At 41.8% G+C, this 15,337-nt stretch carries 13 protein-coding genes and 1 tRNA gene; all 14 read left to right on the forward strand.

Annotated features, from left to right (window positions below; genetic code table 11):
* Window positions 1-132: EF-Tu C-terminal domain-related protein (locus CCS90_RS14620; RefSeq protein ID WP_503417538.1), on the forward strand; the 132-nt coding region annotated here is incomplete at its 5' end.
* Window positions 133-195: 63 nt separating this feature from the next.
* A tRNA-Trp gene (locus tag CCS90_RS14625) sits at window positions 196-271 on the forward strand.
* Between the two features lie 34 nt (window positions 272-305).
* Window positions 306-674: a preprotein translocase subunit SecE gene (gene secE / locus CCS90_RS14630; protein ID WP_099020322.1), complete on the forward strand. Its 369-nt coding sequence runs from the start codon at window positions 306-308 to the stop codon at window positions 672-674.
* Window positions 675-696: 22 nt separating this feature from the next.
* Window positions 697-1,230, forward strand: a complete 534-nt coding sequence (gene nusG / locus CCS90_RS14635) for a transcription termination/antitermination protein NusG (RefSeq protein WP_099020323.1) — start codon at window positions 697-699, stop codon at window positions 1,228-1,230.
* A gap of 58 nt (window positions 1,231-1,288) precedes the next feature.
* On the forward strand, window positions 1,289-1,723 hold the full coding sequence (gene rplK, locus CCS90_RS14640) for a 50S ribosomal protein L11 (protein ID WP_099020324.1): 435 nt from the start codon (window positions 1,289-1,291) through the stop codon (window positions 1,721-1,723).
* Window positions 1,723-2,412, forward strand: coding sequence for a 50S ribosomal protein L1 (rplA, locus tag CCS90_RS14645; protein ID WP_099020325.1), 690 nt, complete (start codon window positions 1,723-1,725; stop codon window positions 2,410-2,412). The genes rplK and rplA overlap by 1 nt, the downstream gene beginning before the upstream one ends.
* A 202-nt stretch (window positions 2,413-2,614) precedes the next feature.
* Window positions 2,615-3,139, forward strand: a complete 525-nt coding sequence (rplJ, locus tag CCS90_RS14650; protein ID WP_099020326.1) for a 50S ribosomal protein L10 — start codon at window positions 2,615-2,617, stop codon at window positions 3,137-3,139.
* Between the two features lie 31 nt (window positions 3,140-3,170).
* Entirely contained in the window at window positions 3,171-3,545 is a 375-nt protein-coding gene (gene rplL / locus CCS90_RS14655) for a 50S ribosomal protein L7/L12 (protein WP_099020327.1), read from the forward strand.
* 164 nt (window positions 3,546-3,709) lie between these two features.
* Complete coding sequence (gene rpoB / locus CCS90_RS14660; RefSeq protein ID WP_099020332.1) at window positions 3,710-7,777, forward strand: DNA-directed RNA polymerase subunit beta; 4,068 nt, start codon at window positions 3,710-3,712, stop codon at window positions 7,775-7,777.
* A 15-nt stretch (window positions 7,778-7,792) separates the two neighbouring features.
* Window positions 7,793-12,043: a DNA-directed RNA polymerase subunit beta' gene (gene rpoC / locus CCS90_RS14665; RefSeq protein ID WP_099020328.1), complete on the forward strand. Its 4,251-nt coding sequence runs from the start codon at window positions 7,793-7,795 to the stop codon at window positions 12,041-12,043.
* 149 nt (window positions 12,044-12,192) lie between these two features.
* Window positions 12,193-12,564, forward strand: a complete 372-nt coding sequence (rpsL, locus tag CCS90_RS14670) for a 30S ribosomal protein S12 (protein ID WP_099020329.1) — start codon at window positions 12,193-12,195, stop codon at window positions 12,562-12,564.
* Between the two features lie 19 nt (window positions 12,565-12,583).
* Window positions 12,584-13,054 carry a 30S ribosomal protein S7 gene (rpsG, locus tag CCS90_RS14675; RefSeq protein WP_099020330.1) on the forward strand — a complete coding sequence of 157 codons (471 nt, stop codon included), beginning with the start codon at window positions 12,584-12,586 and terminating at the stop codon, window positions 13,052-13,054.
* A gap of 33 nt (window positions 13,055-13,087) precedes the next feature.
* Complete coding sequence (fusA, locus tag CCS90_RS14680; RefSeq protein WP_099020331.1) at window positions 13,088-15,181, forward strand: elongation factor G; 2,094 nt, start codon at window positions 13,088-13,090, stop codon at window positions 15,179-15,181.
* Window positions 15,182-15,204: 23 nt separating this feature from the next.
* Window positions 15,205-15,337 (forward strand): GTP-binding protein (locus CCS90_RS14685; protein ID WP_257205626.1); only part of this gene is annotated, 133 nt, incomplete at its 3' end.

The raw sequence follows: 15,337 nt of genomic DNA on the forward strand, positions 1-15,337 counted from the left end.
ATGCCTGGTGACAACGTCAAGATGGTTGTTGAATTGATTGCACCGATTGCGATGGATGAAGGTTTACGCTTCGCCATTCGTGAAGGTGGCCGTACAGTAGGTGCGGGTGTAGTAGCAAAAATTATCGATTGATAATTTAACTCGTGACTTGAAAGCCAACAGTCTTCTGTTGGCTTTTGTTGTCTTTACGATTTTAGGCCAGTAGCTCAATTGGCAGAGCAGCGGTCTCCAAAACCGCAGGTTGGGGGTTCGATTCCCTCCTGGCCTGCCATTGACATTGTCAGTGGCTTGATTGGATTATATGTATGAGTAGTGTAGATTCAGTACATGGTACTGGTGACAAAATGAAGTGGTGGCTGGGCATAGCAATTATTATTGCTGGTGTTGCGGCGAATCTGTATTTTGTTGATACTTATCCGACCATCATCAGGGTGTTGATGGTTATTGCTGGTGTTTTGGTTGGTGGTTTTTTATGTTACTCAACCAGCAAGGGTAAAGAGTTTGCCAAGTTTGTAAAGAATGCCAACATTGAAAGACAGAAAATTGTTTGGCCAACTAAAAATGAAACCATTCAGACCACGATAATTGTCATTATATTGGTCATTATTATCGGCTTCTTTTTGTTTTTGGTCGATTCGCTTTTTAGTAACCTCTTAGAGTATTTCTTCGAGTAATTGGATTCAGGAGATATAGTTCATGTCACACAGATGGTATGTAGTGCACGCTTACTCTGGCTTTGAGCAACAAGTTGTCAGGTCATTGGAAGAGCGTATTGATCGATACCAAATGCAGGATCTTTTTGGTCAGGTTTTGGTGCCGAAAGAAGCTGTTGTGGAGATGAGGAACGGTCAAAAGCGAAGAAGTGAAAGAAAATTTTTCCCTGGTTATGTTTTGGTTCAAATGGAAATGAATGATGAAACATGGCATTTGGTGAAAAGTGTACCTAAAGTGTTGGGCTTTATTGGTGGAACGGCTGAAAAGCCTGCGCCAATTACTGAGCGTGAAGTCAATTCCATCCTTCAAAGAATCGAAGATGGTGAGAATAAGCCGCAACCAAAAACATTGTTCGATGTGGGCGAAATTATTCGTGTCATCGACGGACCATTTGCCGATTTTAATGGGGAAGTGGAAGAAGTCAATTATGAAAAGAGTCGCATGCGTGTGGCCGTTTCAATATTTGGAAGGTCGACTCCGGTTGAATTAGAGTTCAGTCAAGTCGAAAAAGTTTAATAACATTAATTAATGGGGAGCCGGTTTAAGTACTTGGCGTTTGCACCCGGAGAGAATAATGGCTAAAAAAGTACAGTCGTACATTAAATTGCAAGTGCCTGCTGGTCAGGCCAACCCGTCACCACCAGTTGGTCCAGCTTTGGGTCAGCATGGTGTCAATATCATGGAGTTTTGTAAAGCTTTCAATGCACAAACTGGTTCAGTTGAACAAGGCTTGCCAATTCCTGTTGTGATCACTGTTTATAACGACAGAAGTTTCACATTTATCACCAAAACACCTCCTGCTGCAGTTTTATTGCTGAAAGCGGCTGGCATTAAAAAGGGCAGTGGTACCCCAAACACGGATAAAGTGGCCAAAATTGGCCGTGAGCAATTAGAAGAAGTGGCTAAAATGAAAGAGCCAGATTTAACGGCTGCTGATATGGATGCTGCTGTTAGAACAATTGCGGGTACAGCTCGCAGTATGGGTATTGAAACTGAGGGAGTGAAATAATGGCTGGTAAAAGAATCAAAGCGTTAAAAGCTCAAGTTGATAAAACTAAAAAGTATTCAATTCAAGAAGTTTTGGATTTTGTTAAAAGCAATTCTTCAAAATCTTTCGATGAAACCGTCGACCTAGCCATTCAACTGGGAGTCGATGCCAAGAAATCTGATCAAACCGTTCGTGGTGCAACTGTGTTGCCTAATGGTACTGGTAAGTCAGTGAAAGTGGCTGTATTTGCTCAAGGCGAAAAAGCCGAAGAAGCCAAAGCGGCTGGCGCTGATGTGGTTGGTTTCGAAGACTTGGCTGAAGAGATCAAAAAAGGAAATTTTGACTTTGATGTGGTTATTGCTGCACCTGATGCCATGCGTGTTGTGGGCCAGCTGGGAACCATTTTAGGTCCTAAAGGCTTGATGCCAAATCCTAAAGTCGGTACGGTAACTCCTGATGTAGCCACTGCAGTTAAAAACAACAAGTCTGGTCAGGCCATGTATCGAATCGATAAAGCTGGAATCATTCATACTGTCATTGGTAAAGCTTCTTTTACAGCTGAAGCCTTGACTGAGAATCTACAGGTTTTACTTACTGATTTAGGTAAAAAGAAACCTGCCACTTCTAAAGGTAAATTCATTAAGAAAATATCTATCTCTTCAACCATGGGTCCAGGCATGGTTGTTGATCAAAGCAGTTTAGAAGGTTAAAAAGAATTTTGAGGGTTGTTGTTGCATTTATGCAGCGACAACCATCAAAGACCGTAGGTGGCTTGTTAAGTTAAAAGCCTTAATTTCCTACGCAGATGGTGCCCCAATAAAAGAATAATATTGGTCACCAAAATGGTTCCGCCTCACACGAGGTGGGTTATGAGTACTGCAGCATGTGCTGCATGAGCCTTTGGAGGTTATCATGGCGCTCAATTTAGAGCAGAAAAAAGCTGTAGTCAGTGAGATTGCCAGTGTTGCTCAAGATGCTCACTCTTTGGTTGCGGCAGAATATCGTGGTTCATCAGTTGATTTGATGACAGCGATGAGATCTGACGCAAGAAAAAGTGGTGTTTATCTGAGGGTTGCGAAAAACACTTTAGTCAAAAGAGCAGTTGAAGGAACGGATTATGAATGTGTTAAAGATTCATTGGTCGGACCTTTGTTGTTTGCGTTCAGTCAGGAAGATCCTGGTTGTGCTGCAAGATTGATTAAAGAACACGCAAAAGAAAATGACAAGCTAGAAGTTAAGTTTGTTTCAATTGGTGGCGATTTGTTGGCCGCATCGGAGTTATCTCGATTAGCTTCCTTGCCTACTAAAGATCAAGCAATTGCAATGTTGATGTCTGTAATGAAGGCACCAGTAGAGAAATTGGTAAGAACTTTGGCAGAGCCACACGCAAAACTGACACGTACAATCGCAGCGATCAGAGATCAAAAAGCTGCATAAGTAATAAAGAATATATTTTTGGAGAATTAAAATGGCCGTATCAAAAGATGATATTTTAGAAGCAATCTCAGCAATGAGCGTAATGGACGTTGTTGAATTAATCGAAGCTATGGAAGAGAAGTTTGGTGTTTCAGCTGCTGCTGCAGTTGCTGCTGCTCCTGCTGCTGCCGCTGCTGGCGAATCTGCTGCTGAGCAAACTGAGTTTGACGTAGTTATGACAAGCTTTGGTGAAAAGAAAGTTGGTGTGATTAAAGCTGTTCGCGGCATCACTGGCTTAGGTTTGAAAGAAGCCAAAGAATTGGTTGAAGGCGCACCAGCACCTATTAAAGAAGGTGTTGATAAAGCTGAAGCTGAAGACGTTAAAAAACAACTTGAAGAAGCAGGTGCTACTGTAGAGTTGAAATAATTACATAACGTAATTAATTGAATCTAAAGGCTGGCATTTTATGTCGGCCTTTAGTCGCTTAAAATTATTCAGATTATTCTGCAACAATCAAAGCGTAAAAAAACATATTAAATCAATAAGATAAATTTTTTGTCTTGTTAACTATGGTGAAGGTGGCAAAAGCGATGGGTTATACATTTACTGAGAAAAAAAGAATCAGAAAGGACTTTGGAAGTTCTTCAGCTGTACTTGATGTTCCATACTTATTAGATACACAGGTTAAATCATTTAATGCCTTTTTGGGTGAAAATGACAAAGACTTGAATGGCTTAAATGATGCATTGAATTCAATATTTCCTATTGAAAGTTATTCTGGGTTCGCAAGACTTGAATACGTCAGTGTGATGGTTGAGGATCCCGAGTTTGACGTATTAGAATGTAAGTTACGTGGTATGACTTATGCGGCTTCAATCCGTGCCAGAATCCAATTGGTGATTTACGATAAAGAAAAAAGTACCAAGAAGAAAAAGAAAGTCAAATACATCAAAGAGCAAAGCGTATATTTAGGCGATTTGCCCCTGATGACTCCGACTGGAACTTTTGTTATCAATGGCACAGAGCGAGTTATTGTTAATCAATTGCACCGTTCACCAGGTGTCTTTTTTGATCATGACAAAGGTAAAACGCATTCCTCTGGTAAAATTTTATATTCTGCACGAGTGATCCCTTATCGTGGTTCTTGGTTGGACATGGAGTTCGACGCGAAAGACAGTGTGTACGTTCGTATTGACAGAAGAAGAAAGCTTCCAGCTTCAATCCTGTTGCGTGCATTGGACTATGACAATGAACAAATATTGGATTTGTTTTTTGAAAACATCACCATCACATTGAATAAAACCAATTCTAAAATGAAATTGGTTCCAGAACATATCAAAGGCGATACCTTTGGTTTTGATATAAAAGACGGTAAAGATGTCATCGTTGAAGCTGGCAAAAGGATCACCAGCAGACATGAGCGTAAACTCAAAAAGTCTAAATTGACAGCGCTGACGCTAGAAGACAGCTATTTGATTGAAAAGACTTTGGCTCATAATGTCATTGATAAAGAAACCGGCGAAGTGCTTTTCCCAGCCAATACTTCTATTACCGAAGAGGTTTTAGAAAAATTACGAGAAGCGGGTGTTAAATCGTTTGATATTTTGTTCGTGAATGATTTGGACCGTGGTCCATATATGTCGAACACGTTAAACATTGACCCAACCACGACACCTGAAGAAGCATTGATTGAAATTTATCGCATGATGCGTCCGGGTGAACCACCTACTGAGGAAGCATCAAGATCATTGTTTGAAGGTTTATTTTTTGCCAAAGAAAGGTATGACCTTTCAGCAGTCGGCCGCATGAAATTTAACATGCGATTGGGTGTTGATGAAATTGAAGGAGCGGGTACTTTAAGTAAAGAAGACATTGTCATGGTCATGAAAGAGTTGGTTAATATCAGAAACGGTATTGGTCAAGTTGATGACATTGATCATTTGGGTAACAGACGCGTGCGTTCAGTTGGCGAAATGGCTGAGAATGTATTTAGAGTTGGTTTGGTTCGTGTACAACGTGCCGTTAAAGAACGGTTGACGGTTGCTGAATCAGAAGGATTGACTCCACAAGATTTGATTAATGCCAAACCCATTTCAGCGGCCATCAAAGAATTCTTTGGTTCTAATCAGTTGTCACAATTCATGGATCAAAACAATCCATTGTCTGAAATCACCCACAAACGTCGTGTATCGGCTTTAGGGCCAGGTGGTTTGACTCGTGAACGTGCGGGCTTTGAAGTGCGTGACGTACATCCAACTCATTACGGACGTTTATGTCCAATTGAAACACCTGAGGGACCAAACATTGGTTTGATTAACTCAATGGCTGTGTATTCAAGAACCAATGATTATGGATTTTTAGAAACACCTTACAGAAAAGTTAATAACGGTAAAGTTACTGACGAAATCGTTTACTTATCGGCGATACAAGATTCTGACAATCCAATCGCACAAAACAGTGCCAAGTTAGATAAAAATGGTCGATTTGTAGACGAATTCATCATTTGTCGTCATAAAGGCGAAGTGGTGTTAAAGCAAGCGCAAGAAATTTCATACATGGATGTTTCTGAGAAACAAATTGTATCTGTGGCTGCTGCCTTGATTCCATTCCTTGAGCACGATGATGCCAACAGGGCATTGATGGGTTCAAACATGCAACGCCAAGCGGTACCTACTCTGAAAGCTGACAAGCCTTTGGTTGGAACTGGCATGGAGCGCATTGTATCTCGAGATTCTGGTGTAACTGTCATGGCTAAACGTGGTGGTGTGGTGGAAATCTCAGATGCTGGACGTATTGTGGTCCGAGTTGACCAATCTGAAATTGGTGAGAAAGATCCAGGTGTTGATATTTATAACTTAATTAAATACATGCGATCTAATCAAAACACCTGTGTTAATCAACGCCCTATCGTTAAAGTGGGTGATGTGATTGCTGCTGGCGACGTATTGGCAGATGGTCCTTCAACTGATTTAGGTGAGTTGGCATTGGGTCAAAACATGTTGGTTGCTTTCATGCCATGGAATGGTTACAACTTCGAGGATTCAATCCTGATATCCGAACGGGTTGTGAAAGAAGATCGATTGACCACCATTCATATTGAAGAGTTAACCTGTATTGCTCGTGATACCAAGTTAGGTTCAGAGGAAATCACGGCTGACATTCCAAACATCAGCGAAGGCACATTAACCAAGCTTGATGACTCGGGTATTGTTTATGTCGGCGCTGAAGTGGGTCCAGGCGATATTTTGGTTGGTAAAGTGACACCTAAGGGTGAAACACAGTTGACCCCAGAAGAAAAGTTATTGAGAGCCATTTTCGGTGAAAAAGCACTTGATGTTAAAGATTCATCCTTGCGCGTTAAGTCAGGTACCAGTGGTACTGTAATTGATGTTCAGGTTTATACCCGTGAAGGTATTGAAAAAGGTTCACGTGCTGAACGCATTGAACTGGATGAAATTGAAAAAGTTCGCAATGATTTCAACGATCAATTCCGCATCATGCGTACTGTAATACATCAACGTATTCAGGAATTATTGATTGGTGCAAAAGTAACCAAAGCGCCTGGTTTGAAAAAAGGTGCGGTGATTGATGCTGACTATTTCAAAACATTGGAATTAGACCAATGGTTTGAAATCAAGCCTCAAGACAACGCATTGGCTGAGCAAATGGATGCTTTGGCAGAACAGATTTCTGAACAAAGAGCCATCTTTGATAAACGTTTTGAAGAGAAAAAAGCGAAAATTTCGAAAGGCGATGATTTGGCTCCAGGTGTACTCAAAATGGTTAAAGTCTATTTAGCTGTAAAGAGAAGAATACAACCAGGTGACAAAATGGCCGGCCGACATGGTAACAAAGGTGTGATCTCAATGATTGTGCCTGAAGAAGACATGCCATTTGATGAAAACGGTCGTCCCGTTGATATTTGTTTGAATCCATTGGGTGTACCCTCGAGGATGAACATTGGACAGATTCTTGAAGTTCACTTGGGAATGGCTGCCAGAGGTTTGGGCTATCAAATTGAACAAATGCTTGAAGAAAAAGCAACCGCCGCTAAGTTAAAAGACTTTTTAACTGAGATTTATAATGTAGATGGTGATGGTAAAGTCAGTTTCAGTAGCTTCACCAAAGACGAAATCATGGAACTTTCTGGCAACCTTAAAGGTGGTGTGCCAATGGCAACACCTGTATTTGATGGTGCCAAAGAAGAACACATTCGTAAATTATTAAAATTGGCAGGACTAGATGAAGATGGTCAAACAGTGTTGTTTGATGGTCGTACCGGTAAGAAATTTGATCGAAGAGTGACTGTTGGATATATGTATATGTTGAAGTTGAATCATTTGATTGATGACAAAATGCATGCACGTTCAACCGGACCTTATTCTTTGGTTACGCAACAACCATTGGGTGGTAAAGCTCAATTTGGTGGTCAAAGATTCGGTGAGATGGAAGTTTGGGCGTTGGAAGCGTACGGTGCTGCATATACCCTGCAAGAAATGTTGACTGTTAAATCAGATGATGTTCAAGGCAGAAACGCCACCTATAAAAATATTGTAGATGGTAATCACAATACTGTGTCAGGTATTCCTGAGTCATTCAATGTTCTGGTCAAAGAGGTTCGCGCTCTTGGTTTGAACATGGAATTGGAAAACGACTGAGTCTAGGAGAAAAACATGAAAGATTTGATTAAATTATTTAATCCTAAAAAAGAAATCCAGGACTTTAACTCAATTAAAGTCTCGCTGGCACCGCCAGAATTGATACGTTCTTGGTCGTACGGTGAGGTTAAAAAACCTGAAACCATCAACTACCGAACATTCAAGCCTGAGCGTGATGGTCTGTTTTGTGCCGCTGTTTTTGGTCCTATTAAGGATTATGAGTGTTTGTGTGGTAAATACAAACGCATGAAACATCGTGGTGTGGTTTGTGAAAAATGTGGTACTGAGGTTACTTTGACCAAAGTGCGTCGTGAAAGGATGGGCCACATTGAATTGGCCAGTCCAGTAGCACATATTTGGTTTTTGAAATCATTGCCTTCACGAATCGGTTTGATGCTAGACATGACTTTGCGTGAAATTGAGCGAATTTTGTATTTTGAATCATTCGTTGTGACTGATGCAGGCATGACTGATTTGGAAAAAGGATCGTTGTTGACTGATGAGCAGTATGCACAATCAATTGAAAATTGGGGTGATGAATTTAAAGCCTTGATGGGTGCAGAAGCCATTTATTCTTTGTTGGAAGAAATTGACATCAATGCTGAGTTGGTGAAAATGCATGAAGACATTGAATCAACAAAATCTGCCACCAAAATCAAACGATTGTCAAAACGCATTGCTTTGTATGACGCGTTTAATAAGTCGGGTAACAAGCCAGAGCACATGATTTTGACTGTTTTACCGATTTTGCCACCGGATTTGCGTCCTTTGGTACCATTGGATGGTGGTCGTTTCGCCACGTCTGATTTAAATGATTTGTACCGAAGAGTGATCAATCGTAATAATCGTCTAAAACGATTGTTGGATTTGCATGCACCTGACATCATTGTTCGAAATGAAAAAAGGATGTTGCAAGAGTCCGTAGATGCCTTATTGGATAATGGCAGACGTGGACGTGCAGTAACAGGTTCAAACAGAAGACCTTTGAAATCTTTGGCTGATATGATCAAAGGAAAACAAGGTCGTTTCCGTCAAAATCTATTGGGTAAACGAGTCGATTATTCAGGTCGTTCTGTGATTGTGGTAGGACCAACATTGAGATTGCATCAATGTGGTTTGCCTAAGAAAATGGCTTTGGAACTTTTCAAACCATTTATTTTGGGTCGATTATTAAAAGATGGGTTTGTATCAACCATCAAAGCCGCCAAACGATCTGTTGATGCGGAAACCCCTGAAGTATGGGACATCTTAGAACAAGTGATTCGTGAACATCCGATTCTATTGAATCGTGCACCTACCTTGCATCGATTAGGTATTCAGGCATTTGAGCCGGTATTGATTGAAGGTAAAGCCATTCAATTACATCCATTGGTTTGTACGGCCTTCAATGCCGACTTTGATGGTGACCAAATGGCGGTTCACGTTCCATTGTCAATTGAAGCGCAGTTAGAAGCACGAACATTGATGATGTCTACCAATAATATATTATCACCAGCATCTGGTGAGCCTATTATTGTGCCTTCACAAGACGTGGTATTGGGTCTGTATTATATGACCCGTGCTTTGATCAATGAAAAAGGCGAGGGCATGATTTTCTCAGATATGGGAGAGGTTAACAGGGCTTACCAAAATGAATGTGTATCTTTACAGGCATTGGTCAAAGTCAGATTGACCACCACCGATGAAGAATCGGGTACTGAGTCAACTAATTTGGTTGAAACCACAGTAGGTCGAGCTATTTTGGCTGACATTTTGCCCAAAGGTTTGGATTTCAAATACATGAACCAAACATTGAACAAGAAGACCATTTCGAATTTATTGAATGAGTGTTATCACCAATTGGGTACCAAAGCGACGGTTATCTTCGCTGACCAATTGATGTATACCGGTTTCCGTTATTCGACAGTAGCTGGTATCTCTATTGGTGTCACTGACTTAATCATTCCTGATGCCAAAAAAGTTATTTTGGAAGAGTCTGATAAAGAAGTTCTGAAAATTCAAGAGCAATACACCACTGGTTTGGTAACAGCCGGTGAAAGGTACAATAAAGTTGTCGATATCTGGTCTAAAGCCAATGAAGAAGTGGCCAATGCCATGATGGAAGTTTTGGGTAAAGATGAAGTCGTAGATAAAGACGGTAACTTGGTTTACCAAGACTCAATGAATTCAGTATTTATTATGGCTGATTCTGGCGCCAGGGGCTCGCAAGCTCAAATGCGACAATTATCTGGTATGCGTGGTTTGATGGCTAAACCAGATGGTTCGATTATTGAAACACCTATTAAAGCGAATTTCCGTGAAGGTTTGGACGTGATGCAGTACTTTTCGTCAACCCATGGAGCACGTAAAGGTTTGGCCGATACGGCCTTGAAAACTGCGAATTCAGGATACTTAACACGTCGATTGGTTGATGTGGCACAAGATGTTGTGATCACAGAAGTGGATTGCGGCACCACCGAAGGATTGGCCATGCAGCCAATTGTTGATGGCGGTGAAGTGATTGAAACTTTGGCCGATCGCGTATTGGGTCGTGTGGTGGCTGTTGATGTCCGAAATTCAAAAGATGACGTGATTATAGAAGCCGGTACTTTAATTGGCGAAGAAAGTCTCGAAATTATTGAAGAGTTTGGCTTGGATACCATTGTTGTTCGTTCACCCATTAGTTGTGAATCAAGCTTTGGTATTTGTGCACAGTGTTATGGTAGAGACTTGTCTCGTGGGCATCGGGTAAATATTGGTGAAGCTGTGGGTGTTATGGCGGCACAAAGTATTGGTGAGCCAGGTACACAGTTAACCATGCGGACCTTCCACATTGGTGGAGCTGCCTCTAAGTCGGCTGCGGCAGACCATGTTCAGATTAAGTCTGATGGTACCATTCGCATGCACAACATCAAGTATGTAACCAATGCAGATAAAAAATTAGTGTCCATTTCTCGATCTGGTGAAATCTCTGTTATTGAGAAATCAGGTAAAGAGAAAGAGCGTTATAAAGTGCCCTATGGTGCTGTGATCAATGTCAAAGACAACGACAAAGTTTCGACTGGTGATGTGATTGTAAATTGGGATCCACATACCCATCCAATCGTATCTGAAGTGGCTGGTCGTGTGGCGTTAAGTGACTTCAAAGATGGTGTAACTGTCGAAGAAAAACTGGATGAATTGACTGGCTTAACCAGTTTCATCATTACTGATCCAAAACAACGCGGTGCTGCAGGTAAAGATTTACGGCCTATGGTACGTATTGAGGACAAAAAAGGTAAGCCCATCATGATTCCTGGATCTGATGTGCCGGCTCAGTATTTCCTACCACCTGGTGCGGTTATTAACATACAAAATGCACAAGACGTTGCTGTTGGTGATTTCTTGGCGAGGATACCGCAGGCATCTTCTAAAACGCGTGACATCACAGGTGGTTTGCCACGTGTTGCTGATTTGTTTGAAGCCAGAAGACCAAAAGATTCAGCCTTACAGGCAGAGACTTCTGGTATTGTTGGTTTCGGTAAAGACACCAAAGGTAAAAACAGGTTGGTCATCACTGAATCATCTGGTGAAAAAGTAGAGACTTTGATCCCTAAATGGCGCCAAATCGGTGTGTTTGAAGGTGAGCATGTTGAAAAAGGCGATGTGGTGGTTGAAGGTGAACCAAACCCGCATGATATTTTAAGACTTCAAGGCGTGATTGCGTTGGCATCGTACCTGGTGAACGAGATTCAAGACGTTTATCGCTTACAAGGTGTGAAAATCAATGACAAGCACATTGAATGTATCATCCGTCAGATGTTAAGAAAAGTTGAAATTGTTGAACCAGGTGATACTGATTACTTGAAAACAACTCAACTGACTTATAAAGAAGTGATGAAAACCAATCGTGAAATTCTGAAGCAAGATGGCATTCCAGCTACTTTTGAAGTCTTGTTATTGGGTATTACCAAAGCTTCTTTGGCAACTGATTCGTTTATTTCTGCAGCTTCGTTCCAAGAAACAACGCGTGTATTAACTGAAGCGTCTGTGAAAGGCACCAAAGATTACTTGCGCGGCTTGAAGGAAAATGTGATTGTTGGTCGATTAATCCCAGCTGGTACTGGATTGTCATATCATCAAGATCAATTGCAGTCTAAGGAAGCTGAATTGCAGTCTGAATTACAGGCCATGGTTAATGAGGCCAGTGAGTCAGCGGGTTCTTCAGCAGATTCTGAACAACAGTTAATGGATCAATTAAGTCAGATAAGTGATGAACCAGCTATTGGTTCAGACGAGTCTGAATAAGGTGAATGTAAAGGGTTGGGTATGGGTTTGTGAAAAACACAAATCTGTACTTGACTAATTAGGGGTAAATAACTAAAATCCCCGTTCTTATTTTCGGCAGGCCGGTCTTTACTGGCCTGTCGTTTATTTTCTATAGGGTAAATTTGCATATGGCAACAGTAAATCAATTGGTTAGAAAACCAAGAAAAGACAAAGTGTACAAAACTAATGTACCAGCTTTAGAAGCATGTCCACAACGCAGAGGTGTTTGTTCTCGTGTTTACACAACAACTCCTAAAAAGCCTAACTCGGCATTGCGTAAAGTGGCTCGTGTGAGATTAACTAACGGCTATGAAGTAACCAGTTACATCGGTGGTGAAGGACATAATTTACAAGAACACTCTATCGTATTGATTAGGGGTGGTCGTGTGAAAGACTTACCGGGTGTGCGTTACCACGTAGTTCGTGGTGCATTGGATACAGCTGGCGTGAACAACCGTAAACAAGGTCGTTCTAAATACGGTACTAAGCGACCAAAATAACAATCAATAGGTTATAGAGATGTCTAGAAAGAAAAGTAATTTTAAGCGCGATGTATTGCCTGATCCTAAATTCGGAAGCGAATTGATCAGTAAATACATTAACATGGTTATGAAAAGTGGCAAAAAATCTGTGGCAGAAAAAATTGTCTACGGAGCCATGGATCAAATCGCTGCTAAAGAACAAGGTGATGTGGTTGAGTTGACTCAGCAAGCTTTGGAAAAAGTTAAGCCAATGGTTGAGGTTAAATCAAGACGTGTTGGTGGTGCTACCTACCAAGTACCTGTTGAAGTTCGTCCAAGAAGACAAATGGCATTGGCCATGCGTTGGACCATTGAGGCTGCACGTAAACGTGGTGAAGCCAATATGCCTTTAAAGCTGGCCGGTGAAATGTTGGATGCATTGCATGATCGTGGCGCAGCCATGAAAAGAAGGGAAGAAGTTCACAAAATGGCAGAAGCCAATAAAGCCTTCGCTCATTACCGTTGGTAATAGCTGTTGTAGCTTTAAGGAAAGGATATTGAAGTGGGCCGTAAAACACCGATTGAGAGATACCGTAATATTGGCATCATGGCCCACATTGATGCCGGTAAAACAACCACGACAGAGCGCGTGCTGTTTTACACGGGGATCTCTCATAAAATAGGTGAGGTTCATGATGGCAATGCCACCATGGATTGGATGGAACAAGAACAAGAGCGTGGAATAACGATTACATCGGCAGCCACCACCTGTTTTTGGCAAGGCATGGACCGCCAATTTGAAGAACATCGTATCAATATCATCGATACTCCGGGTCATGTAGACTTCACCATTGAAGTTGAACGCTCGTTACGTGTATTAGATGGTGCTGTCGCGGTGTTTTGTGCAGTTGGGGGTGTTGAGCCTCAATCTGAAACGGTTTGGAGACAGGCCAATAAGTACCATGTACCCCGGTTGGCTTTTGTCAACAAAATGGATCGTGCTGGTGCTGACTTTGAACGAGTGGTGGGTCAGTTAAAAACCCGTCTTGGTGCAAACCCTGTTCCGGTCCAAGTGGCTATTGGAGCAGAAGAGTCGTTCAAGGGTGTGGTTGATTTACTTCGCATGAAAGCCATTTATTGGAATGACGAAGACATGGGGTCAACTTATCAGCTAGAAGATATTCCAGCTGAGTTACAAGAACAATGTGAAGCGGCAAGGGAAAATATGATTGAAGCTGCCGCCGAGACCAGTGAAGAGTTAATGGATAAATACCTGGAGACAGGTGAATTAACCAGAGATGAAATAATCAAGGGTCTGAGAAATGGAACCATAAACAACGAAATTGTATGCTGTCTGTGCGGTTCAGCCTTTAAGAACAAAGGGGTTCAAGCCATGTTGGACATGGTGGTTGAATTATTGCCTTCGCCTACAGAGGTTCCAGCCATCACGGGCATTTTGGATGATGGCAGTGAAACCGAGGTAAGTCGCCCTGCTAATGACGATGAACCATTTTCTGCATTGGCATTTAAGATTGCCACTGATCCTTTTGTAGGGACTTTGACATTCTTTCGCGTATATTCAGGTGTGGTAAAAACGGGTGACAGTATTTACAACCCAAGAAAGAGCAGTAAGGAACGGCTAGGCAGGTTGTTACAAATGCACTCTAATTCTCGAGAAGAGATTAAAGAGGTTAGGGCCGGGGACATTGCCGCTGCAGTTGGCTTGAAAGACGTGGTCACTGGTGACACCCTATGTGATATTGGACATGTAGTTACGATTGAGAAAATGGATTTTCCAGAGCCTGTCATATCAGTTGCGGTTGAGCCGAGAACAACAGGCGATCAAGAAAAAATGGCCACAGCTTTGGCTAAATTGGCACAAGAAGATCCTTCATTCAGAGTGATGACTGATGAAGATTCCGGACAAACGATTATATCTGGAATGGGTGAGCTGCATTTGGACATCATTGTAGATCGCATGAAACGTGAGTTTAAAGTCGATGCCAATGTGGGTAATCCACAAGTGGCTTATCGCGAAACCATCAAAAAGACTGTGGAACAAGAAGGTAAGTTCATTAAACAGTCAGGTGGTAAGGGCCAATATGGTCATGTAAAAATAAAGCTGGAGCCCATGGAACAGGGTTTTGGTTATGAGTTTGTTAACGACATTACAGGTGGTGTTATTCCAAAGGAATTCATTGCTCCAGTTGACAAAGGCATACAGGAACAAATGGAAAGTGGTGTGTTGGCAGGCTACCCGATGGTAGATTGTCGAGTCACTTTGTATGATGGTTCATTTCATGATGTTGATTCAAATGAAATGGCCTTTAAGGTTGCAGGTTCTATCGCATTTCGTGAAGGTGCTAAGGCAGCCTCTCCGGTTTTACTGGAACCGGTTATGCGGGTTGAAATTGTAACCCCTGAAGATTACATGGGTGATGTGGTTGGCGATGTGAATCGCCGTCGCGGAACATTAGATGGAATCGACGACTCGCCTTCAGGCAAGGTGATTCGATGTGAAATTCCATTGTCTGAAATGTTTGGTTATGCCACTTCACTGAGATCTGCCACACAAGGCAGGGCGAGTTATTCAATGGAGTTTGATCACTACAATGAAGCGCCTGCTACTGTGTTGGCGGAAATGAATGGATATTAAAATATTAAGTTTGAGAAACGATAATGTCAAAAGAAAAATTTGAACGCAATAAGCCGCATGTAAATGTGGGCACCATCGGTCACGTTGACCATGGTAAAACAACCTTGACTGCAGCGATCACTAAAGTTGCTGCTGAAAAGATGGGTGGGGAATTTA

The organism is Marinicella litoralis (assembly GCF_002591915.1).
GTDB classification, from domain to species: Bacteria; Pseudomonadota; Gammaproteobacteria; order Xanthomonadales; family Marinicellaceae; genus Marinicella; species Marinicella litoralis.